Origin of the sequence: Acutalibacter caecimuris (assembly GCF_034335085.1) — a bacterium.
In the GTDB taxonomy this organism is placed as follows: domain Bacteria; phylum Bacillota; class Clostridia; order Oscillospirales; family Acutalibacteraceae; genus Acutalibacter; species Acutalibacter caecimuris.
Genome location: NZ_JAWXXJ010000005.1, coordinates 113,119 through 139,599, shown reverse-complemented (window position 1 = coordinate 139,599; position 26,481 = coordinate 113,119). Strand labels below are relative to the sequence as shown.

28 protein-coding genes are annotated in these 26,481 nt (G+C 59.1%); 7 read left to right on the top strand and 21 right to left on the bottom strand.

The genetic code is table 11. From position 1 onward, the window contains the following. The first annotated feature begins 85 nt into the window (after positions 1-85). The 4 genes from U8U01_RS04825 (at position 86) to ilvD (ending at position 7,006) form a co-directional block, all read left to right on the top strand. Positions 86-1,867, top strand: a complete 1,782-nt coding sequence (locus U8U01_RS04825; RefSeq protein WP_322171116.1) for an ABC transporter ATP-binding protein — start codon at positions 86-88, stop codon at positions 1,865-1,867. Beyond that, the gene (locus U8U01_RS04820) at positions 1,860-3,746 is read left to right on the top strand and encodes an ABC transporter ATP-binding protein (RefSeq protein ID WP_322171113.1); all 1,887 of its coding nucleotides are present in this window, start codon (positions 1,860-1,862) and stop codon (positions 3,744-3,746) included. Before U8U01_RS04825 ends, U8U01_RS04820 begins: the two co-directional genes overlap by 8 nt. A gap of 90 nt (positions 3,747-3,836) precedes the next feature. Further along, positions 3,837-5,216: an MATE family efflux transporter gene (locus tag U8U01_RS04815; protein ID WP_322171111.1), complete on the top strand. Its 1,380-nt coding sequence runs from the start codon at positions 3,837-3,839 to the stop codon at positions 5,214-5,216. A 71-nt stretch (positions 5,217-5,287) separates the two neighbouring features. Next, a complete protein-coding gene (gene ilvD, locus U8U01_RS04810; RefSeq protein ID WP_322171109.1) occupies positions 5,288-7,006 on the top strand; it encodes a dihydroxy-acid dehydratase in 1,719 nt (572 codons plus the stop codon). 228 nt (positions 7,007-7,234) lie between these two features. On the opposite strand, the gene U8U01_RS04805 is transcribed toward ilvD, so the two are convergent. The 9 genes from U8U01_RS04805 to U8U01_RS04765 form a co-directional block, all read right to left on the bottom strand. Then, positions 7,235-7,807 (bottom strand): GNAT family N-acetyltransferase, encoded by a 573-nt coding sequence (locus tag U8U01_RS04805; RefSeq protein ID WP_322171107.1) that lies wholly within the window; start codon positions 7,805-7,807, stop codon positions 7,235-7,237. Positions 7,808-7,812: 5 nt separating this feature from the next. Continuing rightward, positions 7,813-8,958 (bottom strand): THUMP domain-containing class I SAM-dependent RNA methyltransferase, encoded by a 1,146-nt coding sequence (locus tag U8U01_RS04800; protein WP_322171105.1) that lies wholly within the window; start codon positions 8,956-8,958, stop codon positions 7,813-7,815. Continuing rightward, a complete protein-coding gene (gene hpf, locus U8U01_RS04795) occupies positions 8,955-9,482 on the bottom strand; it encodes a ribosome hibernation-promoting factor, HPF/YfiA family (protein ID WP_322171102.1) in 528 nt (175 codons plus the stop codon). The genes U8U01_RS04800 and hpf overlap by 4 nt, the downstream gene beginning before the upstream one ends. A gap of 172 nt (positions 9,483-9,654) precedes the next feature. Then, positions 9,655-10,494 (bottom strand): fumarate hydratase, encoded by an 840-nt coding sequence (locus tag U8U01_RS04790; RefSeq protein WP_322171099.1) that lies wholly within the window; start codon positions 10,492-10,494, stop codon positions 9,655-9,657. A gap of 140 nt (positions 10,495-10,634) precedes the next feature. Next, positions 10,635-11,138 (bottom strand): S1 RNA-binding domain-containing protein, encoded by a 504-nt coding sequence (locus U8U01_RS04785; protein ID WP_322171096.1) that lies wholly within the window; start codon positions 11,136-11,138, stop codon positions 10,635-10,637. A 42-nt stretch (positions 11,139-11,180) separates the two neighbouring features. Continuing rightward, positions 11,181-11,489, bottom strand: coding sequence for an FtsB family cell division protein (locus tag U8U01_RS04780; RefSeq protein ID WP_322171094.1), 309 nt, complete (start codon positions 11,487-11,489; stop codon positions 11,181-11,183). Between the two features lie 123 nt (positions 11,490-11,612). Further along, positions 11,613-12,203 carry a spore cortex biosynthesis protein YabQ gene (gene yabQ, locus U8U01_RS04775; protein ID WP_322171091.1) on the bottom strand — a complete coding sequence of 197 codons (591 nt, stop codon included), beginning with the start codon at positions 12,201-12,203 and terminating at the stop codon, positions 11,613-11,615. Continuing rightward, a complete protein-coding gene (locus U8U01_RS04770) occupies positions 12,200-12,469 on the bottom strand; it encodes a YabP/YqfC family sporulation protein (RefSeq protein WP_322171088.1) in 270 nt (89 codons plus the stop codon). The genes yabQ and U8U01_RS04770 overlap by 4 nt, the downstream gene beginning before the upstream one ends. A 50-nt stretch (positions 12,470-12,519) precedes the next feature. Beyond that, complete coding sequence (locus tag U8U01_RS04765; RefSeq protein ID WP_322171085.1) at positions 12,520-12,765, bottom strand: RNA-binding S4 domain-containing protein; 246 nt, start codon at positions 12,763-12,765, stop codon at positions 12,520-12,522. A gap of 228 nt (positions 12,766-12,993) precedes the next feature. Between U8U01_RS04765 and U8U01_RS04760 the strand changes: the two genes are divergently transcribed. Beyond that, positions 12,994-13,173, top strand: coding sequence for a hypothetical protein (locus tag U8U01_RS04760; RefSeq protein WP_322171082.1), 180 nt, complete (start codon positions 12,994-12,996; stop codon positions 13,171-13,173). Positions 13,174-13,224: 51 nt separating this feature from the next. Here U8U01_RS04760 and U8U01_RS04755 read toward each other — a convergent pair whose 3' ends face one another. From U8U01_RS04755 to U8U01_RS04705, 11 genes are all read right to left on the bottom strand, one after another. Further along, positions 13,225-14,145, bottom strand: coding sequence for a YitT family protein (locus U8U01_RS04755; protein WP_322171080.1), 921 nt, complete (start codon positions 14,143-14,145; stop codon positions 13,225-13,227). A gap of 27 nt (positions 14,146-14,172) precedes the next feature. Further along, positions 14,173-14,628 (bottom strand): GNAT family N-acetyltransferase, encoded by a 456-nt coding sequence (locus U8U01_RS04750; RefSeq protein WP_322171078.1) that lies wholly within the window; start codon positions 14,626-14,628, stop codon positions 14,173-14,175. Between the two features lie 13 nt (positions 14,629-14,641). Then, positions 14,642-15,052, bottom strand: coding sequence for a Mini-ribonuclease 3 (locus tag U8U01_RS04745; protein ID WP_322171075.1), 411 nt, complete (start codon positions 15,050-15,052; stop codon positions 14,642-14,644). Positions 15,053-15,064: 12 nt separating this feature from the next. Next, positions 15,065-16,336, bottom strand: a complete 1,272-nt coding sequence (obgE, locus tag U8U01_RS04740; protein WP_322171072.1) for a GTPase ObgE — start codon at positions 16,334-16,336, stop codon at positions 15,065-15,067. A 44-nt stretch (positions 16,337-16,380) separates the two neighbouring features. Then, positions 16,381-16,890, bottom strand: coding sequence for a GNAT family N-acetyltransferase (locus U8U01_RS04735; protein ID WP_322171069.1), 510 nt, complete (start codon positions 16,888-16,890; stop codon positions 16,381-16,383). 88 nt (positions 16,891-16,978) lie between these two features. Beyond that, a complete protein-coding gene (gene rpmA, locus U8U01_RS04730) occupies positions 16,979-17,260 on the bottom strand; it encodes a 50S ribosomal protein L27 (RefSeq protein ID WP_322171066.1) in 282 nt (93 codons plus the stop codon). A 35-nt stretch (positions 17,261-17,295) separates the two neighbouring features. Further along, positions 17,296-17,619, bottom strand: a complete 324-nt coding sequence (locus tag U8U01_RS04725; RefSeq protein ID WP_322171064.1) for a ribosomal-processing cysteine protease Prp — start codon at positions 17,617-17,619, stop codon at positions 17,296-17,298. Continuing rightward, positions 17,619-17,927 carry a 50S ribosomal protein L21 gene (gene rplU, locus U8U01_RS04720; RefSeq protein ID WP_322171062.1) on the bottom strand — a complete coding sequence of 103 codons (309 nt, stop codon included), beginning with the start codon at positions 17,925-17,927 and terminating at the stop codon, positions 17,619-17,621. Before rplU ends, U8U01_RS04725 begins: the two co-directional genes overlap by 1 nt. A 249-nt stretch (positions 17,928-18,176) precedes the next feature. Continuing rightward, positions 18,177-19,838: an extracellular solute-binding protein gene (locus tag U8U01_RS04715; protein WP_322171059.1), complete on the bottom strand. Its 1,662-nt coding sequence runs from the start codon at positions 19,836-19,838 to the stop codon at positions 18,177-18,179. A gap of 122 nt (positions 19,839-19,960) precedes the next feature. After that, positions 19,961-20,860: a carbohydrate ABC transporter permease gene (locus U8U01_RS04710; protein ID WP_322171056.1), complete on the bottom strand. Its 900-nt coding sequence runs from the start codon at positions 20,858-20,860 to the stop codon at positions 19,961-19,963. A 26-nt stretch (positions 20,861-20,886) separates the two neighbouring features. Continuing rightward, positions 20,887-21,741, bottom strand: a complete 855-nt coding sequence (locus U8U01_RS04705) for an ABC transporter permease (RefSeq protein WP_322171054.1) — start codon at positions 21,739-21,741, stop codon at positions 20,887-20,889. On the opposite strand from U8U01_RS04705, the gene U8U01_RS04700 reads away from it, so the two are divergent. Then, positions 21,740-21,925, top strand: a complete 186-nt coding sequence (locus U8U01_RS04700; RefSeq protein WP_322171051.1) for a hypothetical protein — start codon at positions 21,740-21,742, stop codon at positions 21,923-21,925. The genes U8U01_RS04705 and U8U01_RS04700 overlap by 2 nt on opposite strands. A gap of 268 nt (positions 21,926-22,193) precedes the next feature. On the opposite strand, the gene U8U01_RS04695 is transcribed toward U8U01_RS04700, so the two are convergent. Beyond that, complete coding sequence (locus U8U01_RS04695) at positions 22,194-24,395, bottom strand: AraC family transcriptional regulator (RefSeq protein WP_322171048.1); 2,202 nt, start codon at positions 24,393-24,395, stop codon at positions 22,194-22,196. A 193-nt stretch (positions 24,396-24,588) separates the two neighbouring features. Between U8U01_RS04695 and U8U01_RS04690 the strand changes: the two genes are divergently transcribed. After that, entirely contained in the window at positions 24,589-26,106 is a 1,518-nt protein-coding gene (locus U8U01_RS04690) for a DUF6056 family protein (RefSeq protein ID WP_322171046.1), read from the top strand. The last annotated feature ends 375 nt before the right edge of the window (positions 26,107-26,481 follow it).

Sequence of the window (26,481 nt, the reverse complement as noted above, 5' to 3'; positions counted from 1 at the left end):
ATTTATAAAAGGGGTAGAAAAATCGGAAAAGCTGTGCTATAATAAGGCCTTGTGATATACTTTATAGAGGAAAAGGAGGAAAACCATGATAATCGGTAAGCATATCAACCGCTACTACCTAAAGTACGCCTGGATCCTGCTGCTGGGCCTGTGCGCGCTGGTTGCGGTCGATTACTTCCAGTTGCTGATCCCCAACCTGTACCAGATGGTCATTAACGGCATCAACCAGGGCTTTGTGGAAATAGACGGCCAGCAGGTCGCCTTTAACATGGACTTTCTGCTGGACCGGGTCTGTATGCCTATGGTTGGCGTAATTCTGGTCATTGTGGTGGGGCGTTTCCTATGGCGCCTGGCCTTTATGGGCAGCGCTATCCGGCTGGAGGCAGACCTTCGCAACCGGATGTTTGACAATGCCAAAAACCTCAGCCGGGAGTTCTACCAGGAGAACAAGGTGGGCAACCTGATGAGCCTGTTCACCAACGACCTGGACACGGTACAGGACTGTTTTGGCTGGGGCGTGCTGATGTTCTTTGACGCGCTGTTTATGGGCACCCTGGCCGTCATTAAAATGTGGAAGATGAACCCCCTCTTGACCCTTCTCTCTATGATCCCCATGGCCCTGCTGCTGTGCATGGCCACAATGGTAGGCAGAAACCTCACCCGCAAGTGGGATATCCGCCAGGAGGCATTCTCCAACCTGTCCGACTTTGCCCAGGAGAGTTTTTCCGGCATTGCGGTTATCAAGGCTTTTGTAAAAGAGTCCAAAGAACTGCTTGCCTTTAACAAGCTAAACCAGGAAAACGAGGTCGCCAACATCAACCACACCAAAACCGCCGTGCTGTTCCGCATCTTTGTTACCCTGTTTATTGAAAGCGTAATCTGCGTCATTCTGGGCTATGGCGGGTTCCTGGTGTACCAGGGCTATTTTAACGCCGGGCAGCTCGTTGAGTTCATCGGCTATTTCAACTCGATCATTTGGCCCATCATGGCCGTCGGCGAACTGATCGATATGTCCAGCCGGGGCAAAGCCTCCCTGGACCGGGTCAGCGAACTGCTGGATGCCACCGTGGCCGTCAAAGACCGCCCGGACGCCAAACCCATCGAGCAGGTCAAAGGCAATATCGAGTTCCGGGATCTGAGTTTCCGCTACCCGGACGGGGAATTCGACGCACTGGAGCATATCTCCTTTACCATTCAGGCCGGCGAAAACGTGGGCCTGGTGGGCAAAACCGGCTCCGGCAAAACCACGCTGGTGGATCTGATCCTGCGTACATACAATGTGCCTAACGGCACCCTCTTTGTGGACGGCCAGGATGTAAACAGCATCACCATCCACTCCCTGCGGGAAGGCTGCGCCTATGTGCCCCAGGATAATTTCCTGTTCTCCGACACCATTGAGAACAACATCGCTTTTGGCGTAGAGGAATACGACAACGCGGCCATCAACCAGTATGCCAAGCTGGCTGATGTGGCCCATGACATCAAACAGTTCCAGCGGGGCTACCATACGGTGCTGGGCGAGCGGGGCGTCACGGTTTCCGGCGGGCAGAAACAGCGTATCTCCATTGCCCGGGCCCTGATGAAAAACGCCCCCATCCTGATTTTGGACGACTCTGTTTCCGCGGTAGATACCAAAACCGAGCGGTCCATTTTAGGCAACCTGCGGGCCACACGGGCGGGCAAGACCACCATCCTGATCGCCCACCGCATCTCCACCATCGAGCAGATGGACAAGATCCTGTTTATCGACGAGGGCAAGCTGGTGGCCGTGGGCACCCATGCCGAGCTGTACGCCAACTGCCCTGCCTATACCAAAATGGTCGACCTGCAAAAACTGGACGAAGAAGGGGGCGAACACAATGCGTAACATCCTGCCTATCCTGATTGTAGGCGGCATTATCGGTATGTTCGCCCTGGTATTCACCGTTGCCTACATCACCGCCAAGCGGAAAAACGTCCTGGAAAACCGGGAGCGCAATATGCCCGACTCCGAAATCGTCAAGCGGCTGCTGGCTTACGCCAAGCCTTACCGCAAGCACTTTGTGCTGGTGTTCTTTGTTATGCTGCTGGCCAACGTCTACTCGGTGGTCGCCCCGCTGGTCATCGGCCACATTGAGGAAACCGTGGTGGGTAATTTTGAGATGTCCTACCTGCTGCGGATCGTGGCCATCTATGTCTGCATCCTGCTGGTTTCGCTGGTTTGCACCTACATCCAGGCCATGATCCTGCAAAAAGTCGGGCAAAAGATCCTCTCCGCCATGCGCAGGGACGTGTTCACCCACATCGAGAGCCTCTCCCATGAACAACTGAACAATATCCCCGTAGGCAAGCTGGTCACCCGTGTCAGCAACGACCCCAACGCCATTTCCTTTATGTTCACCAACATCCTGGTCACGCTGGTGCAAAATGTCATGGTCGTCATCGCCGTGCTGGCAGCCATGCTGGTGCTCAACTATATGCTCACCCTGATGGTGCTGTGCTTTGTGCCCTTTGTGGTTCTCTTCACCATTATCTTCCGGCGCTTTTCCCGTTCTGTGCACCTGCGGGTCAATGACGCCACTACCGACATCAACACCTACCTTTCCGAAAACCTCTCCGGCATTAAGATCACCCAGATCTTCAACCGGGAAGAGCGGAAAATGCAGGATTTTCTGGTGCGCTCCAAAACCCTGCAAAACGCCAAGCGCAGCCGGATGTTCGTGTTTGGCATCTTCCAGCCCATGGTCTATATGCTGTATATTTCCTCTGTGCTGTGCCTAATGTACCTGGGCGGCCGGGGCTATATCGGCGGCTGGTCTTTCCTGGACCAAACCATCTCCAGCGGCGTCATTGTTTCCTTCTATATGTTTATCTCCAAGTTCTTTAACCCCATCCAGCAACTGGCCGAGCAGTTCGATATGCTCCAGCGCTCCTTTGCCGCTGCGGAAAAAATCTTTACCGTCATGGATATGGTGCCCGAAATCGTAGACAGCCCCAACGCCAAAGATTTGGAAAACATCCGGGGCGAGATCGAGTTCCGGGACGTGTGGTTCTCCTATAACCCCGGCGAATGGGTGCTCAAGGGCGTCAGTTTCCACATCCAGCCTAAGCAGACCGTGGCCTTCGTGGGCTCCACCGGCTCAGGCAAGTCCACCATCCTCTCCCTCATCTGCCGCAACTATGACATCCAGAAGGGCCAGATCCTCATCGACGGCGTCGACATCAAGGACATCACCATCTCTTCCCTGCGCCGGCACTTTGGGCAGATGCTTCAGGATGTATTCCTGTTCTCCGGCACCATCCGCAGCAATATCGTACTGCGGGATGAATTCCCCGAAGAGGACATCCGCCAGGCCTGCGAATATGTAAACGCCGACAGCTTTATCTACCGCCTGGACAACGGCCTGGACGAGCAGGTTCGGGAACGGGGCAATAACTTCTCTGCCGGCCAACGGCAACTGCTGTCCTTTGCCCGCACCATTATCCACAAGCCCGCCGTCATGATCCTGGACGAAGCCACCGCCAATATCGATACGGAAACCGAGCTCCTGATCCAGGACTCCCTGGAGAAGATGAAAAACATCGGCACCATGCTCATTGTAGCCCACCGGCTGTCCACCATCCAGCACGCGGACAACATTATCCTACTGTCCCACGGCGAGATTCTGGAGCAGGGCACCCATCAGGAGCTTTTGCACCAGAAGGGCCGGTATTACAACCTCTATACCCTGCAATACAATAAAGAACAGTTGCAAAGGGCAACCTAACCCCCCCGTAAATCTGATGTGCGCCCCGCGCCATCAGATTTTTCGGCATACGGCAACCATCCACTTAAACGGAAAAAGAATGAGGAAACCATGAAAAAGCAAAAAGCCGCCAACCTGGATATGACCCAGGGCCCCCCTGCCCGGCTGTTGATCCTGTTCGCCATCCCCATGCTGATCGGCGGCGTATTCCAGTTGATGTACAATGTGGTGGACACCATCGTGGTAGGGCGTTTCGTCAGTATCGACGCGCTGGCAGCCATTGGCGCGGCCAGTTCCACCAGTGTGTTCATCATGTTTATGGGCAATGGCCTTACCAACGGCCTTTCGGTCATCGTGTCCCAGGCAGAGGGCGCCAAGCAGCAGGACCGCCTGAAAAAAGCCGTGACCCACGCGGTATACCTGGTGCTGGGCGGCAGTGTGATCCTGGGGCTTGTGGCCTTCTTTGGGGCCCGCCCTATGATGGCGCTGCTGGGCACGCCGGAGAACATCGTCGGCCAGTCTGTGGCCTATATACAAATAACCGGCGGGCTGACCATCGCTGCCCTGGCCTACAATGGCGCCACCTCGGTCATGCGGGCCATCGGTGACTCCAAAACCCCCCTGTATTTCCTTATTTTCAGTTCCCTCTTAAACGTGGCCCTGGATCTGTTCTTTGTGCTGACCTTAAACGGCGGGGTGGCCGGCGTGGCCTTTGCCACCGTCCTCAGCCAACTGGTGTCTGCGGTACTGTGTATTGGCTATATGCTGAAAAAGTACGCCCGCCTCATGCCCGACCGCCCTGCCTGGGCCTATGATAGCGCCATGATACGGGAGTACCTGCGCATCGGCCTGCCCATGTGCGCCCAAAGCGCTGTCCTCTGTGTGGGTATGTTCGTCATCACCGCGGTCATCAACTCCTTTGGCTCAGACATTGTAGCGGCCTACACCGTAGGCGGCAAGGTAGAGCAGTTGGCCAGCGTTACCTTCTCCAATGTGGCCTTCTCCTTCTCCGTATATGCCGGCCAGAACTATGGGGCTAAGCAATACCAGCGTATCGGCGAGGGGCTGAAGAAGGGCCTGCTGATCGTCGCCGGGCTGGCCCTGTTCTCCACCGCGGTGATCCTGGTATTCGCCCGCCCCCTGGCCCTGGTCTTTATGGAAGCCCCCAGCGACTACGTGCTAAACGCCGCCATCAGCATGATCCGTATCGAAGGCGCTTTCTATGTGGCCCTGGGCGCCATCTGGACGGTCAACTCTGCTTTGCGGGGCATTGGGGCCGTAAAAGTCACCCTGGTGTCCAGCATGATAGAATTGTCCTCCAAAATCGGCATCTCCGTATTTTTGCCCCTGGCCATTGGGTACATCGGTATCTGGCTGGCAGCGCCCATTGGCTGGGTGCTGGGGATCATCCCCTCCCTGGTCTATCTGCTGCTCTGGCTTAAAGCGCCGGAAACCTTCGGCCACGCCAAAAAACGGCCTATTGCTGAGTAAAACCGCAAAACCACAAAACCGTACCCCGTCTGAAGTTATTATTTCCCCCTGATGCGAAAGGAGCGCAAGCAATGCTGAAAAGCCAACAAATCCGGGCCCTGGCCCCTGAGATGGACCCCCTGCGTATGGGCATGGGCTGGTCTGCCCAGGACCTGGAAAAGCCCCAGATCCTGGTAGAAAGCGCCTATGGGCAAAGCCACCCCGGCAGCGCCCACCTGCTGGAGTTGACCCAGGCTGCCGGCCGGGAGATCGACCAAAACGGCGGCAAAGCGGCCCTGTACTTCACCACCGATATCTGCGACGGTATGTCCCAGGGCCATGACGGCGGCAACTACTCCCTGGTTTCACGGGATATGATGGCCGGCATGATCGAAATCCACGCCGGGGCCACCACCTTTGATGCCGGGGTATTCCTGTCCAGTTGCGATAAATCCGTCCCGGCCCAGCTTATGGCCATTGGGCGCATCAATATGCCCGCCATCGTTGTCACCGGCGGGGTCATGGCCGCCGGCCCCGACCTGCTCACGCTGGAGCAGATCGGCAAATACAGCGCCATGTACAGCCGGGGGGAAATCACCCTGGAAGAGTTCACTTACTATAAGCACCACGCCTGCCCGTCCTGCGGGGCCTGCTCCTTCATGGGCACGGCCTCCACCATGCAAATCATGGCCGAGGCCCTGGGGCTAATGCTCCCCGGCACCGCCCTGCTCCCTGCCACCTCCCCCCTGCTGAGGGAAACCGCCATCGCCGCTGGAAAGCAGGCGGTACGGCTGGCAACCGGCGGCTTGCCGCCCCGGCAGATGGTCACCCGCCACAGCTTTGAAAACGCCGTGATGGTCCACGCCGCCATCTCCGGCTCCACCAATGCCCTGCTCCATCTGCCTGCCATTGCCCGTGAGTTCGGTGTCGCGTTGTCCGCCGATGACTTCGACCGCCTCCACCGGGGGGCCCACTACCTGCTGGACGTGCGCCCGGCAGGCCGTTGGCCGGCGGAATTCTTCAGCTATGCCGGCGGCGTACCCCAGGTGATGGAAGAGATCCGCTCTATGCTGCACCTGGACGCCATGACCGTAACCGGTAAGACCTTGGGCGAAAACCTAGATGCCCTGCGCCGTTCCGGCTACTATGAGGAGCGGCAGGCATTGCTGGCCCCCACCGGCCTCACCCGCACCGATGTAATCCGCCCCTTCGATGCCCCCCTCGGCGACAACGGCACCGTGTCCGTGCTCAAAGGTAATCTGGCCCCGCTGGGTGCCGTCATCAAGCACAGCGCCGCGCCCAAGGAGATGCACCAGGCCACATTGCGCGCCCGCCCCTTTGACTGCGAAGAGGATGCCATTGCCGCCATCTTCCGCCACGATATCCAGCCGGGGGATGGGGTGATCATCCGCTATGAGGGCCCAGGCGGCAGCGGTATGCCGGAGATGTTCTACACCACCGAGGCCATCTCCTCTGACCCGGAACTGGCGGCCAGCATTGCCCTGATTACGGACGGCCGGTTCTCCGGGGCCAGCCGGGGTCCTGCCATTGGCCATGTTTCCCCCGAGGCCGCCGCCGGCGGCCCCATTGCCCTGGTGGAAGAGGGCGACCTGATCGAGATCGACCTCCCCAACCGCCGGCTCTGCCTGGTCGGCATTGCCGGCGAGAGGAAATCCCCCGCCGAGATCGACGCGGCCCTTGCCGTCCGCCGGGAGCACTGGACGCCCCCGGCGCCCCGTTACCGGCGCGGGGCCCTCCGCCTGTTCACCCAAAACGCCGCCTCCCCCATGGAGGGCGGGTATATGTGCTGATCCCCCTAGAGTCTGTTTTAAAACTCCGAAACGCCGTCTATTTTTCCCCAAAACGGTGCTTTCTGTGTCAAAAATCCTCGAAAGGCGGCAAGCCTTTCTTGCGGTTTTTTCCTTGAAAGCCCTCGTTTTTGGACAAAAATCCAGCATTTCTCCGGTTTTAAAACAGACTCTAAACAGAATAAAAGGATCCCTGCCGTTTGTATGGCAGGGATCCTTTTATTCTCTTTCCTATTCGCCACGCCGGCTTGCCCCCGAAACGTAATCGGTCCGCAAAATAGAGTAGCACACATCGTCGCAAATCTTCCCGTCGGCCCGCTTACAAGCCCAGGGCACCACGCCCTCCAGCTTAAAGCCGCATTTCTCTATCACCCGGCGGGAGCGCTGGTTGTCCGCGTAGTGGCTGGTCGCCACTACATCCACACCCCGGCGCTCAAAAGCGTTGCGCACCATCATCTCCAAAGCCTCGGTCATGTACCCGTTGCCCCAGCAGTCCCGGCGCAACTCATAGCCCACCGAAATGCTGTTCACATGAAAACGCCGCAGGTCGCTTTGGTATTTGATCCGCCCAATAACCTCCCCGCTCTCCCGCAACGCAATGGCATAGCAGTCCTCGTTGCGCAAATCCCGGCTAAAGGCGTCATTGGCCGCCTGCATGGTTTCCGCCGGGCTGCACCCGGCCGGCACCATTACCTGCGGGTCAGAAACAATGGCGATATATGCGTTAAAATCCCGCCGTTCCCAGCGGCGCAGCAGCAACCGGGGCGTTTCCATCTCTCCCCTCAGCCGTCGCAGCAGGTTCATGGCCATCACTTTCCTTCCCCAGCCCTAGGCTTGGCCTTAAAATACTGATAGAACTGGCAGCGTATCATCCCATTATACAGCTTGCGGCGCTTGTCCGCCGGCCTGCCGAACAGCCGCTCAAAGTCGTCCTCCGGGGTGATGATGCCATAACTCCAGCCGGGCCGCTGCACAAACACCTTCCCCATCACCCGGTACAGCCGCCCGGCCTCCTGCTGATCCAGCAGCCGCTGGCCATAGGGCGGGTTGCACACCACGCAGCCAAACCGGCCCTCCTCCCGGAAAGCCCGTATATCCCGCACCGAGGCGGCCACACAGTCCCCCACACCGGCCCGGCGGGCGTTCTCCAGGGCCAGTTCCACCGCGGCAGGGTCGATGTCATAGCCCTGTCCAAAAAATCCGGTGTCCCGCCTTTCCTGGCTCCGGGCCCGCTCCCGCTCCTGCTGCCACATCGATTGCGGCATCCCGCCCCAGGCCTCCGCCGCAAAGGACCTGCCCAGGCCGGGGGCAATGTGCATGGCCAAAGTCGCCGCCTCAATCAGCAAAGTACCCGATCCGCAAAAGGGGTCGATAAAACTGCCGTCGCTGCGCAGCCGGGCCAGTTTCACCAGCGCGGCCGCCAGCGTTTCCTTCATAGGTGCCGCCACCGAGGCCGGCCGGTAGCCCCGCTTGTGCAGCCCGGCCCCGCTGGCGTCCAGGGTGATGCTCACCCTGTCCTTCATAATCCGAAACCGTATCCGGTAGGCCGGGCCGTCCTCCGCAAACCAGCTTATATGGTATTTGGCCTTCAGCCGTTCCACCACAGCCTTTTTGATAATAGCCTGGCAATCCGGCACGCTGTGCAGCTTGCTGTTCAGGCTGCTCCCCGTCACCGGGAAAGCCGCGTCCCTGCTCAACAGCCCCTCCCAGGGCAGGCCCTTCACCCCCTGGAACAGTTCCTCAAAACTCCGGGCCGGGAACTCCCCCATCTGTATGCCCACCCGCTCCACATAGCGGCAGCACAGGTTGCTCCTGGCCAACACTTCCCAACCGCCGGAAAACAGCACCCGGCCGTTTTCCGCCTGCACATTTCCGGCCCCCAGTTCCCGCAGTTCCTGGGCGGCAAGGCCCTCCACCCCCAGCAGGCAGGGGGCCGAAAAAGTCATTTCCGTCATTTCTCCTCCGGCACCAGCAGGCCGTAGTCGCCATTTTTCCGGCGGTACACCACGTTGATCTCCCCGCTCTGGTCGTCCCGGAACATAAAGAACGAGTGCCCCAGCATATCCATCTGCATAATGGCCTCTTCCGGGGCCATCACCTTTACGGCAAAGCGCTTGGTGCGGGTCACCTGCAACTCTTCCTCCGGCTCCTCATAATAGTCGTCCGTAAACACCAGGCCCGGGTCCACCTTCTTGGCCTTTTCCAGGCGGGTCTTGTTCCGGCGCATCTGCCGGCCCAGGGCGGCGATCACATGGTCCAACGCCTCGTTCATATCCAGCGAAGTATCCTCCGCCCGGCAGATCATCCCCCGCTGGCGGATGGTGATCTCCACCGTCTGCCGGTTGCGCTCTACCGTAACAGTAACAACAGCCTCAGCGTCCTTGTCAAAAACCCGGTCAAACTTGGCCAGCTTTTTTTCTACCAGCTCTTTAAAGCTGTTGCGAAGGTTCACTTTCCTGCCGATGATTGTGATTTTCATGGTATGTCCTCCTGATTCCCGGCCGCCCGCAGGGGGCACGCCGTAAACTATGTTCTCTAGCCTTAGTATAGCACAATCTACAAAACAATGCAATAGGCAAAGAAAAAACTATGGTTTTGGGCGATTCCTTTCCCCGCTGCGCCCACAGGCAGTACCTTCCCGATCCCCCGCCCTACAGCACCACTGTCTGGTGCCGGGTCACATGGCAGCCCACATTCACCGCCACCGGCAAGCCCGCAATGTGGGTGGGGTACGTTTCAATGTTCACGGCCAACGCCGTTACGTCCCCCCCAAACCCCTGCGGGCCCACGCCTGTCCCGTTGACAGCGGCCAGCATCTTAGCCTCCAAACCCGCATAATAGGGGTCCGGGTGGCGCTTGTCCACATCCCGGCAAAGGGCCTGTTTGGCCAGCAAGGCGCACAACTCAAAGTCGCCCCCTATGCCCACCCCCAGCACCACCGGCGGGCACGGGTTGCCACCGGCCTCCTTAACCACCCCGGCCACAAAGCCGGTAATCTCCTCTTCCGTTGCCGCCGGGGTAAACATACGCAACTGGCTCATGTTCTCGCTGCCAAAGCCTTTGGGCGCCACGGTCAGCGTCAGCTTGTCCCCCGGCACCAGCCGTATGTGCAGCACCGCCGGGGTGTTATCGCCGGTATTCCCCCGCCGCAGCGGGTCCGCCACCACCGAGCACCGCAATAGCCCGTCCACATAGCCCCGGCGCACCCCCTCGTCCACCGCCTGCTCAAAGTCGCCGTTGATGTGCACCTCCTGCCCCACCTGGGCAAACACCACCGCCATCCCCGTGTCCTGGCAAATCGGTACCCCCATCTGCCGGGCCGCCTGCAAGTTCCGGCATAGGTCGCCCATAACCGGTTTGCCCACCGGGCTTGTTTCCTGCTGGGCCGCGCTGGCCAGCAAAGCCTCCAGGCTCCCCGGTAGTTCCCGGTTGGCCGCCACACAAAGTTCCGCCACCGCGGCGCTGATCTCCTTCGCGTCGATTTCCCGCATACATTTACCTCCAATGCAAAAAGCCCCGCCGCAATGGTGAGGCTTTTCCTTTTCAAACATCAACACATAATCCCCGGCCTGGCGCCATGCCGCCGCCCAAAACGGCTGTTTGCAGCACAGGCCGCCCGGCCCAGGGCCGCTTAACCCTTTGGCCCCCGGCGGGAATACCCCCTGCGGGTTTCATTCCCCCGTTTCAAATCCGACATCTTCTCGTCGCTGGTCTGCTTAAACCGGCTCATCATATCCTCAAAGCTGCCGCTGTCGTTGCGGCGGCCCTGCCATTCAAAATCACCTGGCCGGCCAGGGCTAACGGCCGGCTCCGGGCGGGGTGCTCGTGGCGGGCGCGGGCCGGGCCTTCTGGCCTGCCCCTGGCCCTGGTTCTGCCGGCGGGGCCGGTGCTGCTCCTCCGGGGGCAGCGCCTTTTTCATCGAAAGGCTGATCTTCCCCTCCTCGCTGATCGAAAGCACCTTCACCTTCACCGTCTGCCCTTCGGTCACAAAGTCCTTGATCTCGTTCACAAAGGTAGGCGCCACCTCAGAGATATGCACCATCCCCGTCTTGCCGCCCTCCAGGCTGACAAACGCGCCAAACTTTGTAATCCCCGTAACCTTCCCTTCGTAGATCTCTCCAACCGCAAGCCCCATAATCTCCCGTGTTCCTCCTCAAGTTTCTGTGTTTTCCGCAGCCTATTCGCCACCCATGTCGATGTAGATCCGCTCGCCAGGCTTTGCGTAGTCCAGTTCCTGCCTGGCCCGCCGTTCCGCGTAGCCCTGCAAGCCGTCCTCATCCTCCAGCGACTTACGCAGCTCCTGGTTTTTCTGATTCTGGCTGTCCAGTTGTGACTGCAACTGGGCCAGCCTATCCCGCTTTTCCCCAATCTGCACCTGACGCTCCACAATGGCAAGCAGCAACACCAGCGTAACACCAAACATGGCCAGCTTTATCACAAAACTGCCCCGGCGCTTTTCCTTTTTCACCTCATTGGCCTTACGCACCGTGTCCCCTCCCCGCCTTGTAGATATGTTATTCCCATTATATACTAGTTTACGTAATGTTTTCAAGGGGTTTTTGCGGTTTTTTCTTCTGCCAGGCAAATTTTTTTCTTTCCCGGCAGGAACTTACTTTCGGCTCTGGCTCGTCACCGGCGCACTATACTGCAAACTGCCCACATTTTTTCTGTCATTTTGTCCATTCCGACCGGGCGTCTGTCCATGAGCCCTCCGCCCAGGCAGCCCCTTCTTTTTGCGGCTGCGCGCCCGCTTTCTCCCCCGCCTAGCCTTCCGCACCGGGGGCTTTCGTTTGGGCAGTACTTTCCTGGCCGCCTTCCTGATCGCCCCGCCCAGCCGGCCCAGGCCCCGCCGGCAGGGCTGCCAGATCCGCTGGCGCATAAAGCCCCGCAGCCAGCGCCCCGCCTTACGTATCCCCGCCGCCATGCCGTCAATCAGCGGGTCCAGGGAAACCACCGTCCCCCAGGCGCCCAGCCCCTGCAACAGCACCTGGAACAGCCTAAGCCGCCCCTTATCCAGCGCCAGCGCGCACAGGAACGCCGTCACGGCGCAAGCCAGGCCCAGCAAAACGTCAAACAGCGCCATGCACAGCTTGCCGCCATGCAGTAGTAGCCGCAATAGCTTAAACGCCAAAAACATCCCGCCCAGCAACGCGCCGGAAAACAGGCACAGGCAGGCGGCGGGCAAAATGCCCGCGCTCATTTAAACAGCCTGCCGAAAAAAGACAGGGCCGGGCTGCTCTCCGTGTAAGACATCGCCCCCACCGTGCCCTTTACTAGCATATCGCCGGTGTCGGCGTTCAGGCTCTCTATATGCAGGCCCTGGCCCTTGATATTCAACTGCCCCAGTTCTGTCTGGGCCGTAATCAGCTCGTCGCTGAAAAAGTCGATCCGCTTGATGCCGGTGGCTGTCAGCCGTTCCCGGGCGTCCAGCGTCAGTCCGTGCTTTCTTAACGGCTGCTCCGCCATTGGCTCATCCCCTTCCATTGGGAATGTATGCCCGGCCGGCCCCAAATATGTCAGCCCTCCAAAAACCTATACAGGCTGGCAGCCTGGTCCTTGGTGGCATATTCGCTTACAGAGAGCACCTCCGCCTTCAGCACCCGTTCCCCCAGGTGGATCTCCAGCACATCCCCCACCTTAACGCCGTAAGACGCCCGCGCCACCGTGCCGTTCACCAGTACCCGCCCGGCGTCACAGGCTTCATTGGCCACTGTGCGCCGCTTAATCAGGCGGGAGATCTTCAAATACTTGTCCAATCGCATAGGATCACCTCATACTATTCATTTTATTACCGTCTTTGGTTTTTTAACCACCCGTCCCAGCATTTTCCCCATTTCCGGCGGATCCCACCCGGCACAGGAAAAACCTGGAAACGCATATTTTGCCCCCGCCCGTCCACAATAATCTCGAAAAGCCTCCGGGGCGGCACAGCCGCCAGGCTTTGCCGCCCCGCGGGTTTCAGATTTTGAGAATGAAAGGGTGTTAACGCTATGTCTAATCAGAATCAGAGCCAGAATAACCGCAGCCAGAACCAGAACAACCGCTCCCAGAACCAGAACCAGAACCGCCAGAGCAACCAGAACAGCCAGAACCAGAACCAGAACAGCAAAAACAACAAGAATCAGAACCAGCGTTCCAACTACAGCCAGGAGCAGGACAACCAGTTCTAAACCGCCCTATGGCAGCCAAAAGGTCCGGCATTGTGCCGGGCCTTTTCCTTTTTAGCGCCCGTTCTCACCGCCCCGCAATTCCTTCAGCAGTTCCCCCAGGGGCTTGTCGTCCGGGCGCATAGGCCGAAAGCCCTCGCCGGTAATCTGCCCCGCGTCCCCCACAATCACAAAGGCGTTCTTATCCTCTTCCCGTATAATGGCCTGTACCTGGTACACCTCAAACCGGCGCACCACACACAGCATCAGTTCCCCTGGCTCCTTGCTGTAGCCGCCGTGGCTGTCCAGGTAAGTCACCGTCCGGTCCATCTCCCGTATCACCCGTTCCCCCATCTGCCGCACCTTGGGGGACATCACATAGAACAGCTTGCCCGTGCCCACGTCCGTACCGTAGAGGATCGAGTCGATAATGCTGGTGCACACAAAAATGTCGATGCAGGCGTACATAGCATTTTCAATGCTGCCAAACACAACCGCCGACACCGCCACAATCACCCCGTCCAGGGCCAGCATCAGCTTGCCCATGGACAGGTGGGGCATCCGGTGCTCCAGCAGCCGGGCCACCATATCCGTGCCGCCGGTGGTAGCCCCCCGCACAAAGGTCAGCGAAAGGCCCAGCCCCTCGCAGACCCCGGAGAAAATCGCCACCAGGATCGGGTTCCCCCGGTACACCGGCATAAAGCCGGAAAACAGGTCGATAAACACCGACGACAGCACAATGGCCGCCATCGTGCGCACCACCAGCTTATACCCAATCTCCAGGACCGCCCAGATGATAATGGGTATGTTGATGAGGAAACTCATCAGGCCAATGGGGGTGCCAAACAAAAAGTTCAGCATGGTACAAAGGCCCGTCACACCGCCGGGGGCAATGTTGTTGGGCGCGGTCAGCCCGGTCACCGCCGCTGCATACACCACCGCCCCTGTCACCAAAAAGGCTGCGTCCAGAAATAAATCCTTGCGTTTGCTCCGCATACTATGCTCTCCTCTCGCCCTTTCCTTTCACGGCAGATCCTTCCCGTACACCGGGTCATGGTTTTTTGCCTGCATATAAGGGTCCGGGCGGTAGCCCTGCCGTTGGTAAAACCCCGCCGCCGTGTCTGTGGTCAGCAGTACGCCCCCGGCTCCGGCCTCCTTCAGGTACCCTTCCGCCTTGGCCAGCAGCGCCTTGCCATGCCCCTGGCCACGGTACGCCGGGGCCACCCAGAACTCCCGGATAAACCCCACCTTTTTGCGGAAGAACCAGCTCTCCAGTTCCACCATGCAAAACTGGATGAACCCTACCGCCTGCCCCCCGTCCTCCCGCAGGAAGGCCCGGTTCCCCCGGCCGTCCCCGTCCATCTCCCGGAACAGCCTCTCCCAGTCCTTCACCTGGCAGCCCAGTTCCAGAAAATACAGCCGGAACGCCTGCCGGAATTCCGGGGCCGTAAATGTTTCCATCAACCTGTCCCGCACCATCCTATCCCCTCCGTTATGTTTCGGGTTGCCCGGCGGCGTCTAGGGCCAGCGCGAACAGTTCCCGCACCCTGGGCATATCCCCGGCCAGGTACAGCCACCCAAACAGCGCCTCCATAGCCGTCGCCCCGTGATAGTCCGCGGTGCTGGCATTTTTGGGCACATGGCCCACATGGGCATTGCGGCCCCGCAGGGCCACGGCCTGCTCCTCCCCGGTCAGCCGGGGCCACAGGGCCCGTAGCGCCGCTGCCTGGGCCTGGCAGCGCACCAGGCGGGTTTTGCGGCCATGCAGCTTTTTCACCGGGCAACTGCCGCCCTGCAACAGGTACTCCCGGCAAAGCAGGTCATATACCCCGTCCCCTACAAAGGCCAGATCCAGCGGGCTCAGCAGCCGGAAATCACCGGGTTTCCCCAAAAGTGTTTCCAAATCCCCCACCCCTTACTCCACAAAGTCAAATTCCAGCCCGTAAATATCCACCGTATCCCCTTCGTCGCAGCCCGCCTCCCGCAGGGCGTCGATCACCCCGGTCTGTATCAGCACCCGCTGGAAGTACTGCAAAGACTCCGCGTCGTCGAAGTCCACGGTCAGCATAATACGCTCCAGCCAGGGGGCCTCCACCAGGTAGATCCCCTCCTCCACGCGCACGCTGGCCTTCTCCCGCTGCATCTGCTCCACCGGCTGCAACTCTACCGGTTCCGGCTGATAGCGCAGGATCGGCGGCAGCTTTTGCAGTTGGGCGGTAATGGCGTCCAGCAACACGTCCACCTGCTCGTTGATCGGGGCGATAATGGGGAAAAAGCTATACCCCTGCCCCTCCACAAACCGGCGGAATTCCTCCACCTGGGCCTCCTCGGCCAGGTCGCACTTGTTGCCCGCCACCAGCATGGGCCGCTCCGCCAGTTCCGGGTTAAACTTGCGCAGTTCCCGGTTGATAATGGCAAAATCCTCTTTCGGGTCCCGGCCCTCGCTGCCTGCCACGTCCACCAGGTGTACCAGCATCCGGCAGCGCTCCACGTGCCGCAAAAACTGGTGCCCCAGCCCTTTGCCCTCCCAGGCCCCCTCAATCAATCCGGGGATATCCGCCATGACAAAGGAGCGGCCCTCCCCCAAAGGCACTACCCCCAGCACCGGGGTCAGGGTGGTAAAGTGGTAGTCCGCAATGTTGGGCTTGGCCTCTGACACCACAGAGATCAGCGTGGACTTCCCCACATTGGGGAACCCCACCAGCCCCACGTCCGCCAGCAATTTCAACTCAAGCTGTACGGTCAGTTCCTGGCCGGGCAGGCCGGGCTTGGCAAACCGGGGGGCCTGCCGGGCCGGGGTGGCAAAGTGGGTGTTCCCCCAGCCGCCTTTCCCCCCTTTGGCAATGACCTGGGGCTCCCCGTCCCATATGTCGGCGATCACCCGCCCGCTCTCCGCATCCTTTACCAGGGTGCCGCAGGGCACCCGCACCACCAGGTCCGGGGCCGATTTTCCCGCGCAGCGCCCGCCCCGGCCGTTCTCCCCCCGCTGGGCCACATACTTGCGCTTATAGCGGAAATCCGCCAGCGTAGAAAGGTTGCTGTCCGCCAGGAACACCACGCTCCCCCCCCGGCCGCCGTCGCCCCCGTCGGGCCCCCCGGCCGCCACGTACTTCTCCCGGTGAAAAGCCACCGCGCCGTCCCCGCCGTCCCCGGCCTTAATGTAGATTTTCGCAACGTCAATAAACATCTTTGCACCTCCCAGGGGATCCTCCCCAGCCGTCCTGTGTCCTCTTACCCGTAAATCCGGTAAGCCTGCAACAGCAGCCTTTTCCCGGACCCTGTTATAACCTCTTCCTGCCCGCCCTTTTCAAAACGGAATTTCTCCGCCAGGCGGAGGCTGGGAAGGTTCCGCACATCGGCCTCGTACCGGTAGTACGTATACCGCCCCAAGCTGTTCAGGTAGTCCAAAACGCCCTGTAGGGCCTCATAGCCGTACCCCAGCCCCTGGGCCGCCCCCTTCATCCACAGCCCAATCTCCGGGGCCTCTTCCTTAAGCCCGAACACCTCCACGCTGCCAATAAACTGGCCCTCCCGGTCCAAAACAGCCAGTTCCAGCATCTCCCCCCGCTCCATATCCTCTATAAAGCCGGCCATCACCTGCCTCGCGGCCGCCAGGTCCGTAAAACTGTCCGGGTATTGGTATTGTGTGATCCCCTCCGTAAACTCCCGGCAATAGTCCTCCAAAAAAGCCAGGCGAAAGGGCTCTATAGCCAGCCTTTTCGTGTAGATCCCCAACGTCACCTTTCTCCTCCCCCGTTTCCCTCTGTTTCTTCTCCACAAAAAAGCCCCTTCTACACGCGAAGGGGCCTTCTCTCAGGTTTGTGCCAGATTACTCGGCGGCGTACACGCTGACCTTCTTGCGGTCCGCGCCCATGCGCTCAAAGCGCACCTTGCCGTCCACCTTGGCAAACAGGGTGTCGTCCTTGCCCCGGCCTACGTTCTCGCCCGGATGGATCTTGGTGCCCCGCTGCTTGACCAGGATATTCCCGGCCAGCACAAACTGCCCGTCAGCGCGCTTTACGCCCAGGCGTTTAGACTCGGAATCCCGGCCGTTCTTGGTAGAGCCCATACCTTTCTTGTGCGCAAAAAGCTGTATATCAATTCTCAGCATAATAATAGCCTCCTATTCAAAAATCATGGCTTATTTTAAGCCTCTACGTACGCAACCCGCATATGCGCCGGGTACTGCTTTTCCAGCCCCTCCATATGCAGCGACAGCCCGTCCAAAAGCGCCCGGCAAGCCAGCACATCCTCTGTCCGCAGCCGCAGGAGCATCTCCCCCTCTTCGGCCCGCAAGGTTTCCGGCGCCAGTTCCAGCACTTCCGTAATCGTGTTGGCTGTCAGGTACGCTGCCGAAGAAACCGCCGCGCATACAATGTCCATCCCTTTATCCGCCCAGCCTGCGTGGCCCTGAAAACGGAACCCCAAGATCCGGTCGCCGGGAAGGACATAAAAATCCACCAGGATCATCAGGCCTTAACAGCCTCGATCTGCACCTTCGTATAGGGCTGCCGGTGGCCCATCTTCCGCTTGGAATTCTTCTTAGGCTTGTAGGTAAACACCGTAATCTTCTTGGCCTTACCGTTCTTCACAACCTTGCCGGTCACCGTAGCGCCATCCACATAGGGGGTGCCCACCTTAGGCTCGCCCTCGCCGAACACAGCCACCACCGGGAACTCCACGGTGTCGTTCTCTGCGGCGTTCAGTTTCTCCACATAGATCACGTCGCCATACTGCACTTTATACTGCTTTCCGCCTGTCTCAATCACTGCAAACATCTAATTTCCTGCCTTTATCCTGATCTCGCTACAGCGGGTGTGCCCGTCCGGGCCCTTGTTACCCGCAGTATGCGGCTTACTTAGCATACCATAAAAACCCACCCCTGTCAAGGGGAAACTGTATCCCAAAAGGCGCTTTCTGCCCTGTCAAAACAGCCGCCACCCCAAAAACCGCCCCGGCAAGCTTTCGCTTATCCGGGGCGGTCCTCCTATGGGGCTATAGCGCTTGCCCCTTGGGCAGCAGCGGCCTTATCTGGCCTTATAACGGTCGTAAGCGCCCTGGGTAATCTCAATGGCCCGTTTCACACCCATGCTCTCCAGGTCAGAGATATACTTGTCCCAACTGCTCTCGATATCCATCGCGCCGCTGATGAACTTGGCGGTATTCTCCTTCACCAGGGTGCTGATGTCCGCGTACAGCGCCGCGCGCTCCACAGACTCGTCCGGGGTCAGGGACAGCGCGGGCAGGCGGTAGTCCTCGCCGGCAGCGCCCCACACCTCATAGCAGTCCTGGTCCTTCTCCGGCACATTGATCAGCTCACGGGTCCAGTCAGACCAGTTGGCAATGCCAGAGGAGGGGCACAGGTAGCTGGCCATCGTCTGGGCAGCGGTCCAGCCGTTCTCGTTGTTCAGCATCTTGTCGGTATAGGCAATCTTCCCGTCGGCGTCATACTCAAAGGTATCGCCCTCCACACCGTAGTTGGCCAGCAAAGCGCCTTCCTCGGTGAACAGGTAGTCCAGCCAGCGCATGGCAATGTCCGGGTGCTCGCACTGGGCGGAAATAGCCGTGTTGCCGGAAACGTAAGAGTCACGCAGCCGCAGGTGCAGTTCGTCGCCGGCGTTCTCCACCGGGGGCCGCACCGGGATCAGGTACATATCCGGGTCCTCCGAGGAGGCCTCATACAGGGAAGGCAGCGTGTACAGCGCCGGGAAAGCGCCGGACTTTCCGGTAACAACCGTGGTCATATCGGCGGCACGCTCGTCGGTAGCCATAAAATCGGGGTCAATCAGCCCCTCGGTATACCACTGGTGCATGGTGGTCACATACTTTTTCCAGCCCTCCATGTAGGGGCCGTAGTTCACGTTGCCGCTCTCGTCCAACTGCCAGTTGTTCAGCACGCCGTAGCCCGCGGACATCTGGCCGATCTCCCCGTCGCTGCCGCTCCAGTTGAGCATCAGCGCGGCGGTGGCGCCCTGCTTATCCTTAAAGGCAGTCAGCACGTCGTGCCACTGGTCAAAGGTTTCCGGCACGTCCATCTCCAGCTTGTCCAGCCAGTCCTTGCGCATCCACATACCCAGCCAGGGCCCCTGCTTGGACTGCCGCAGCTCATACACCGTGCCAATACGGCCAGAGTCGGTGATGGTGGGCCGCTCATAGTTGGGGTCAGACTTACGGATGGCCTGGTAGTTGGGCATATACTCGTCCACCTTGTCGGTCAGGTCCAGGAAGTACCCGTCGTCAATGGCGGCGTCCAGGCCCTGGGCGTAGTAAGAGGCGCCCGCATAGATCAGGTCCGTCAACTGGTTAGAGGCGATCATCAGGTTGAAGTTGGTCTGCCGGTCAGCGGCTGCCACCAACTCAAACTCCAGGTGCACGCCTGTGCGTTTCTCCATCTCCTGGTAGAACTCGTTGTCGTTGTAGTCTTCCTTCATAATGGCGCAGTTCTCGTCCGCGTACACCCAGTAGGTCAGGGTAACGGGCTCCGTGGTCAGGGGCAGTTGTACGGTACCGGCCTGGGCGGCCTCGCCGCTGCTCTCGCCGCCCTCGGCAGAAGAGCTCTCCCCGCTGGCCTCGCTGCTGCCCGCCGAGCTGGTCTGCCCGGAGCTGCTGCCGTCATTGCCGCAGGCCGCCACCGAAAGGGCCAGCGCCAGAGCCATGACCAGGGCCATCAGCCTTTTGAACTTTTTCATGTGGTTTTCCTCCTGTAACATGGTATGGTTATGTCCGGGCAAAGCCGCCTCCCAGCAGCCCGCCCAAGATAAGGGCGGCAGGCCGTCCGCGGGGCCCGCCCCCTGATCTCCCGCAGGCGTCCTTACCCCTTCACCGCGCCAATCATCACGCCGGATTCAAAATACTTCTGAATAAAGGGGTAGAAGATGAACATGGGTACGGTAGACACCATAATGGTGCAGTACTTGATCAGTTGCTTATACAGCACCGAGTCCGCCGAGTCCGACGAAGACAGTACCGCCGTGTCTACCGACATGGTGTCCGTTGCCGTCACCAGTATGTCTTTCAAAATCAGTTGCAAGGGGTATTTGTCCCGGGAACGCAGGTAGATCATGGCGTTAAACCAGGCGTTCCAGTTGCCAATCACATAGTACAGCATCACTGTGGCCAGCGTGGCCTTAATCAGCGGCAGCATAATCTGGAACAAAATGGTAAACCGCCCCGCCCCGTCCAGCATGGCCGATTCCTCCAGGCTCTCCGGCACGTTCTGCAAAGCCGTCCGCACCAAAATCAGGTAAAAGGCGCTCATGCAGGTGGGTATAATCAGCGCCAGGCGGCTGTCATACAGGTGCAGGGTCTGGGTCACCAGCAGGTAGGTGGGCACAATACCGCCGGAAAACAGCATGGTAAACGAGATAATGAACATCAGCGGGTTCGCCCACAAAAAGTCCTTGCGGGACAGGGCATAGGCCGCCATCACCGTCAAAAACAGGCCCAGCAACGTGTTGCCAAACACATACAGGATGGTGTTCAGGTAGCCGGTCCAAATGCGGTTGTCCGCAAAAACCAACTGGTACCCGCTAAGGTTAAACCCCTCAATCCGCCAGATAATGCCCGTCTGGTTCAGCACCCAGCCCGCCTCAGAGAAGGAGGCGCACAGCACGTGCCATACCGGCAAAATGCAAACAACGATGATCAGGGCAAAAAAGGCGCAGTTCAAAATATTGAACAGCCTGCTGCCAAAAGACTTATTCTTGACCATTCCGTAACTCTCCTTTCTTCCAAGGCTCAGAACAGGCCGGATTCCGTATACTTCTTGCTCACCGCGTTGGAGATCAGCAGCAGCACAAAGTTGATAACCGAGTTGAACAGGGTAACGGCCGTGGCATAGCCATAGTTGGATTCATGCAGGCCCTTACGGTAAATAAAGCTGGAGAGGATATCAGCCGTTTCATACACCTGCGGGTTGTAAAGCAAAATGGTTTTCTCGTACCCTACCGAAAGCATCTGGCCAATGCGCAAAATCAGCATGATCATAATGGTGTCCATAATGCCCGGCAGCGTCACCTTCAATATCCGCTGGAACCGGTTGGCCCCGTCAATCTCCGCGGCCTCGTACAGGGTCTGGTCAATGCCCGCTAGCGCCGCCACATAGATGATCGCGTTAAAGCCCATGGTTTTCCACAGGTCCGAGATCACATAGATGGCCCGCCAGTTGGCAGAGTTGCCCAGTAGGTTGTCGTAGTTGCCGGTAATGGCCCCCACAATCGACGTCACCGCACCCTCCGAGGAGCAGAAGTCGATAATGATGCCCGCCACCACCACCATAGAGATGAAGTAGGGCATATAAGACACCGTCTGGATGGTCCGGCGGTACCGCTTGCTGTTGACCTCGTTGAGCAGCAGGGCAAAAAGTATGGTCAAGGGGAACTCAATGCCGATCTGCAACAGGCTGAGGATCAAGGTATTGCGGGTCACCCGCCATGCGTACACAGAGCCAAAGAAGTCCTGGAAGTTCTTAAACCCCACGAACTGGGAGTGGAACAGGCCCAGGTTGGGCTTAAAGTTCTCAAAAGCCATCAGCAGGCCGCCCATGGGTATGTAATGGAACACAATGTAGAAAATGATCGCGGGCAATACCATGAGCAATAAGGGCCAGTTCTTCCGAAAGTCCTTCCTGATGTTTGGCCAGGTGAATTTCTTCACCTTCATTCCTGCAACCGGCGGCGCGGTTGCGTTGGCTGCGCTTTTCATCGCTGTCCTATCCTTCCCTTCCGTCAAAATCCGCGGCGGGTTACGCCGCGTGTCCCAGGCACGCCCACTGTAAACCAATGCGCTTTACAACCCCTGCCCACCACTTCCTCTGGTGCCGGGCGCCGGGGCCCCTGTGCAACTCGCACACAATTTTCAGTGCGGCGCCGCCTTAACTATATCAATAAGTGTAGCACAACACCCGCAACACCGTAAATGGCCAAAACCCGTTTTGCAATTATTGGCAAGCCATCCCCCTGATTGCCGTTTTTTGCACACCCCCACCGCCCATCCATGCAAAAAACGGACAGCCCAGGCTGTTTGCCCACGCTGTCCGCTCTCTCCTACTCCCGCCCGGCATATTGGCCGGGGGTAATGCCCTCATACCGCTTAAAGGCCCGTATCATGGCCCGCGACTCCACATACCCTGTGCGCTCTGCGGTTTCCCGCACGCTTACACCCTTGTCCAGCAAAGTTTTTGCAGCCTCCAGGCGCACCGTATGCACTTCGTCCAGCAGGCCCCGGCCCACCGCGTTCTTATACCGCCTGCTCAGGGTAGAAAGGTTCATCTGCAAATGCCCGGCAATCATGCTGGCGTTCAGCGCCGGGTCCCGGTAGTTCTCCCGGATATACGCCTGCACCTGCCGGGCCCAGGGGCTTTCCTGGTTCCCGGCAGCCCCCTCTTCCCCAGGCCCGGCCTGCTGCTGCACCCGCTCAAACACGGCAAACAGCCACGCCTCCAGTTGCCCGGCGGTACTGCCCGGCCCCGGCATATGCCGCCCGGCCTCAAAGCCCTCCCTGTCCGGCAGATACGCCAACAGCATCTCGCACACCCCGGCATACCGGTGCTGTATCATCTCAAAGGGCATCTCCTGGTCAGAAAGGTCCTGGGCCACAATCTCCTCCAGGCACTGGCGGGCCTTCCCGTAGTTTTTGCCCGCCATATAGCCGGCCAGTTTCCTCTGCCGCTCCAAAAGGTCCCGGTAGTCCCGGTAGCTGGCCCCCCGCAGGATGTCCTTGGCCGGCCACACCCCCGGCCCCCTGCCCCGCTGCCAGAAGATATCGCTCTGGTAAGCCCGGCGCACCCAGCTCCAGGCGTCCGGGGCGTCGGCCAGGTACATACAGGGGTCGCTGATGTAACACACCACCGGCACCGAAAGGGCCTGTTCCGCCATAGCCACCGCCCGGCGCACCTCCTCGCCGGTCAGGGTGCCCTGTACCAGCATCACGGCCCGGCCGTCCAGGGCCAGGCTCACGCCGCTCTTCTTCTCCAGCAGCACCTCTTCCAATACCCGGCAGATGGCCGTATAGAGCTGCTCCAGCACCCCTGCCTGGCCCCTGTCCTCCCCTGTGGCCGCAATGGAAAACACAATCAGCCAGTAAGGCTGCCCGTCCTCAATGTATTGGGAGAGCAGCGAGGGGTCGTCGGTAAGCCCGGCCAGGTAGCGGCCTATCTGGCCGCTGCGGGTGCGGGCCTGCAACCGCAGCAGTTGGCTTTCCATGCTCTCCCGCTCCTGGGCCACGCTGGTCAGGGCCTGGGCCACGCTTTTCATGCTGTTATATTCCGTCCTCTCTCCGCTGGAACGGGGTTTGTTGATCAGCATCAGCGCGCTCTTAAACGGCGACCAGGTCTGCCGGCTGAGGAACACCGCCGCCATCACCCCCACCGCCACCGAAACGGCGCATTCCAGTATAATGCGGCCCCACATCAGCCGCAGGTCGCGGTAATATTCCCGCTGGGCCGCCAGCGCCCCGTACCGCATCCCGCTCAGGTTCGAAACCCTGGTGGCGCAAAGGTAGCCCTCCCCCTCCACCTGTAAGGTGCCCCCGTCCAAAGCCGGCAAATCCCCCTGGGCCAGGGCCTGCCGGGCCAGCCCGCTGCCATACAGCAGTTGGCCGTCCTCGCCGGTTACAAAGGGGTCCAGCCCCTCCCCGGTGCGCTGTAAAAGCCTGTCGTTCAGTTGTATCACAATGCCGATGCAGCACACGCTTTCCTTATAGCGCGCGTCGTAGATGTTCCGGTACACCAGCACGCAGCCGCTGCCGTCTTTCTGGTACAGGGTGCGGATATGGGGCTGGGGGTCCACCCCGTCCTCCCCGCCCCTCGGTGCCAGCGCCGCAAAGTCTAACTCCAGCTCGTGAGAGAACAGCTCCGTCACATTCGGGTGGTAGGTCCGCTTGTTGGAAACCAGGAACCCGCTGCGGTAAAAGTAGCAAAACCCCCTAAAGTACCCTTCCCGCTGGTTCACCGTCACCGAGAACAGGTCGATCAGCTCACACAGGTCGTAAATCTCCAGGGGCGCCAGCGCCGTCTTTTCCGCCAGCGCGGAGATCAGCGTGTCCTCCGCCAGTATGTTGATGGCATTGGCCGTGTTGCTCAGGGTCTGGTCCATATGCTGTTGGGTGCTGCGCACGGCAAACTTAATGTCCTGCTCCATAGAGTCCCGCACGTTCCGCTCCAGGTTGAAGATCGTAAACATGGAAATCAGCAGCGGCACCAGGCATACGCACAGGTAAGAGGCCAAAAGCCGCCGGTAAATCTTCATATGTACCTCACCCCTTGGCCGTTTAATGGTTTATTATATCACATTTTCCCCACAAAAGTAAAGAAATTTTTCAAATCCCGCCCCATTTGACACCGCCTTCCATCCATGCTATACTTAAATATGTATACGTCTATATGACTAAAATAAACAGGATACAGGCATACCGTAAGCCTGTACAGGGAGGCAGCAAAACATGAAACCCCAGAAAATCCGGGCGGTCCGCCCCTTTCCCCTTACCCAAAGGCAGTTGGCCATCCTGGCCGTCCTGGCCTTTGCCCTGTCCCTTTTACCGTTGCTGGTCATCGGCCTCTACAACCACCCCAGCATGGATGACTTCAACTACGGTATGCCCGTGGTCAACGCGCTGCGCCAGGGGGGCTCCTTCTTTTCGGTCCTGGCCGCAGCCGCCCAAAGCGTGGCCGAAACCTTCCACAACTGGCAGGGCACCTACGCGGCGGTTTTCCTGTTCGCCTTGCAACCGGCCGTGTTCGGCGAGGCATTCTACCCCCTCACCACCCTGCTCATGCTGGGCTCGCTGATCGCCGGCGGCGCCGTTTTCCTGCACACCCTCTGCCGCCTCTGCCTAAAGATGCGTCCCAGCAGCGTGGCCACCCTCACCTGTGCCCTGCTGTTTCTGTGCATCCAATGCCTCCCCTCGCCCCTACAGGCTTTTTACTGGTACAACGGCAGCGTGTTCTACACCTTCTTTTTCGGCCTCATGCTGCTGATGTTCTCCGGCGTCCTCCGCCAGCTCTTTGCCCCCTCCCCCAAAAAAGGCTGGCTCTCCCTGGTTTCCGTCCCCCTGCTGGCCGTCATACTGGGTGGCGCCAACCTGACCACCGGGCTGCTCTGCGCGGTGCTTTTGCCCTGCCTAAGCCTCTACGTGGCGCTGTTCCGCAAAAAATACCCCCTCCCCCTGCGCCTGTGGCTGTACGGTGCCACCCTGCTGTTCCTGGCGGGTTTTGCGGTCAATGTCCTGGCCCCCGGCAACGCCGTCCGGCAAACGTACTTCCAGCAGCCCTCCGCCTTGGGGGCCATCTTCTCCGCCCTGCGTAGCGCCTGCCGGTTTTCGGTAGAGTGGGCCCAGCACCCCTTTGTCCCCCTGGGGCTCCTGTTCGTCACGCCCCTCCTGTACCAGGCGGCCGCGGAAAAGAAGTTCACCTTCCCCCTCCCCGCCCTGGCCCCCCTGCTCTCGTTGATCCTCCTGGCCATACAGCTTACCCCGCCTGCCTATGCCCAGGGCGGCACAGGGCCTCTGCGCCTGAAAAACATTATATTTTATTCCTATATCCTGCTCCTGGCCTTCTGCGATTACTACCTCTGCGGCTGGGTGTCCCACCGGCTGCTCCCCCTGGCCGCCCCAGATCGGGAGCGCCTGGCCGGGCGTTTCTCCCAGGTCAAGCTGGGGTTCTACCTGGCCACCCTGGGCCTTGCCTGCGTGCTGTTGCTGGGCAGCCCCGCCCTCACCACCACCACCTCGGTCAGCGCCCTCCTGTCCCTCAAGCGCGGCGAGGCCCAGGTCTACCACCGGCAGGTCCAGGCCCGCCTGGCCCTCCTCAATGACCCCACCCTGCAAGACGTAACCCTCGAAGCCCTCACCTACACCCCCTACCTCCTCTACCGCTCCGACATGACCTCCCCCGTCGTGGCCGAGTATTACGGCAAGCACAGCGTCACCCTGGAAAAAGCCGCCCCTCTTACGCCTGATTAACTCTCCCCTTTCTGCCTCCGGCGGCTTAAGAACCTTTTTGGAAAAAGGTTCTTAAGAATCTCCCAAAACTTTTATGTTGCGTACGTTTCTTTGCTTTCTCAGATTAATATGTAATAACTGTATTGGCTAATTAACGCAATATATTATTTTATAATTTTCTTTTGATTGTTATGATTAATAACAAGTATACACAAGTATTTTTACTATCATTTTATTTAATTGCCAATTCTCCCTGTATTAATTTAAAAATATAATCTTATAGATAAATTGCTATCATAAAATATTATTGCATATAATTTATTTTACTTCTATTATATTTAATCAAGTCACCCTCAAGGCCCCCTCCCCTTTTCTCTCCCCAAAAATCCCTTTCAC

What these genes read in the sequence shown, in the direction of transcription:
- U8U01_RS04825 (WP_322171116.1), top strand. Translation starts at nt 86, where the DNA reads ATGATAATCGGTAAGCATATCAACCGCTACTACCTAAAGTACGCCTGG.
- U8U01_RS04820 (WP_322171113.1), top strand. Translation starts at nt 1,860, where the DNA reads ATGCGTAACATCCTGCCTATCCTGATTGTAGGCGGCATTATCGGTATG.
- U8U01_RS04815 (WP_322171111.1), top strand. Translation starts at nt 3,837, where the DNA reads ATGAAAAAGCAAAAAGCCGCCAACCTGGATATGACCCAGGGCCCCCCT.
- ilvD (WP_322171109.1), top strand. Translation starts at nt 5,288, where the DNA reads ATGCTGAAAAGCCAACAAATCCGGGCCCTGGCCCCTGAGATGGACCCC.
- U8U01_RS04805 (WP_322171107.1), bottom strand. Translation starts at nt 7,807, where the DNA reads ATGAACCTGCTGCGACGGCTGAGGGGAGAGATGGAAACGCCCCGGTTG.
- U8U01_RS04800 (WP_322171105.1), bottom strand. Translation starts at nt 8,958, where the DNA reads ATGACGGAAATGACTTTTTCGGCCCCCTGCCTGCTGGGGGTGGAGGGC.
- hpf (WP_322171102.1), bottom strand. Translation starts at nt 9,482, where the DNA reads ATGAAAATCACAATCATCGGCAGGAAAGTGAACCTTCGCAACAGCTTT.
- U8U01_RS04790 (WP_322171099.1), bottom strand. Translation starts at nt 10,494, where the DNA reads ATGCGGGAAATCGACGCGAAGGAGATCAGCGCCGCGGTGGCGGAACTT.
- U8U01_RS04785 (WP_322171096.1), bottom strand. Translation starts at nt 11,138, where the DNA reads ATGGGGCTTGCGGTTGGAGAGATCTACGAAGGGAAGGTTACGGGGATT.
- yabQ (WP_322171091.1), bottom strand. Translation starts at nt 12,203, where the DNA reads ATGAGCGCGGGCATTTTGCCCGCCGCCTGCCTGTGCCTGTTTTCCGGC.
- U8U01_RS04770 (WP_322171088.1), bottom strand. Translation starts at nt 12,469, where the DNA reads ATGGCGGAGCAGCCGTTAAGAAAGCACGGACTGACGCTGGACGCCCGG.
- U8U01_RS04765 (WP_322171085.1), bottom strand. Translation starts at nt 12,765, where the DNA reads ATGCGATTGGACAAGTATTTGAAGATCTCCCGCCTGATTAAGCGGCGC.
- U8U01_RS04760 (WP_322171082.1), top strand. Translation starts at nt 12,994, where the DNA reads ATGTCTAATCAGAATCAGAGCCAGAATAACCGCAGCCAGAACCAGAAC.
- U8U01_RS04755 (WP_322171080.1), bottom strand. Translation starts at nt 14,145, where the DNA reads ATGCGGAGCAAACGCAAGGATTTATTTCTGGACGCAGCCTTTTTGGTG.
- U8U01_RS04750 (WP_322171078.1), bottom strand. Translation starts at nt 14,628, where the DNA reads ATGGTGCGGGACAGGTTGATGGAAACATTTACGGCCCCGGAATTCCGG.
- obgE (WP_322171072.1), bottom strand. Translation starts at nt 16,336, where the DNA reads ATGTTTATTGACGTTGCGAAAATCTACATTAAGGCCGGGGACGGCGGG.
- rpmA (WP_322171066.1), bottom strand. Translation starts at nt 17,260, where the DNA reads ATGCTGAGAATTGATATACAGCTTTTTGCGCACAAGAAAGGTATGGGC.
- U8U01_RS04725 (WP_322171064.1), bottom strand. Translation starts at nt 17,619, where the DNA reads ATGATCCTGGTGGATTTTTATGTCCTTCCCGGCGACCGGATCTTGGGG.
- rplU (WP_322171062.1), bottom strand. Translation starts at nt 17,927, where the DNA reads ATGTTTGCAGTGATTGAGACAGGCGGAAAGCAGTATAAAGTGCAGTAT.
- U8U01_RS04715 (WP_322171059.1), bottom strand. Translation starts at nt 19,838, where the DNA reads ATGAAAAAGTTCAAAAGGCTGATGGCCCTGGTCATGGCTCTGGCGCTG.
- U8U01_RS04710 (WP_322171056.1), bottom strand. Translation starts at nt 20,860, where the DNA reads ATGGTCAAGAATAAGTCTTTTGGCAGCAGGCTGTTCAATATTTTGAAC.
- U8U01_RS04700 (WP_322171051.1), top strand. Translation starts at nt 21,740, where the DNA reads ATGAGCAATAAGGGCCAGTTCTTCCGAAAGTCCTTCCTGATGTTTGGC.
- U8U01_RS04705 (WP_322171054.1), bottom strand. Translation starts at nt 21,741, where the DNA reads ATGGTATTGCCCGCGATCATTTTCTACATTGTGTTCCATTACATACCC.
- U8U01_RS04695 (WP_322171048.1), bottom strand. Translation starts at nt 24,395, where the DNA reads ATGAAGATTTACCGGCGGCTTTTGGCCTCTTACCTGTGCGTATGCCTG.
- U8U01_RS04690 (WP_322171046.1), top strand. Translation starts at nt 24,589, where the DNA reads ATGAAACCCCAGAAAATCCGGGCGGTCCGCCCCTTTCCCCTTACCCAA.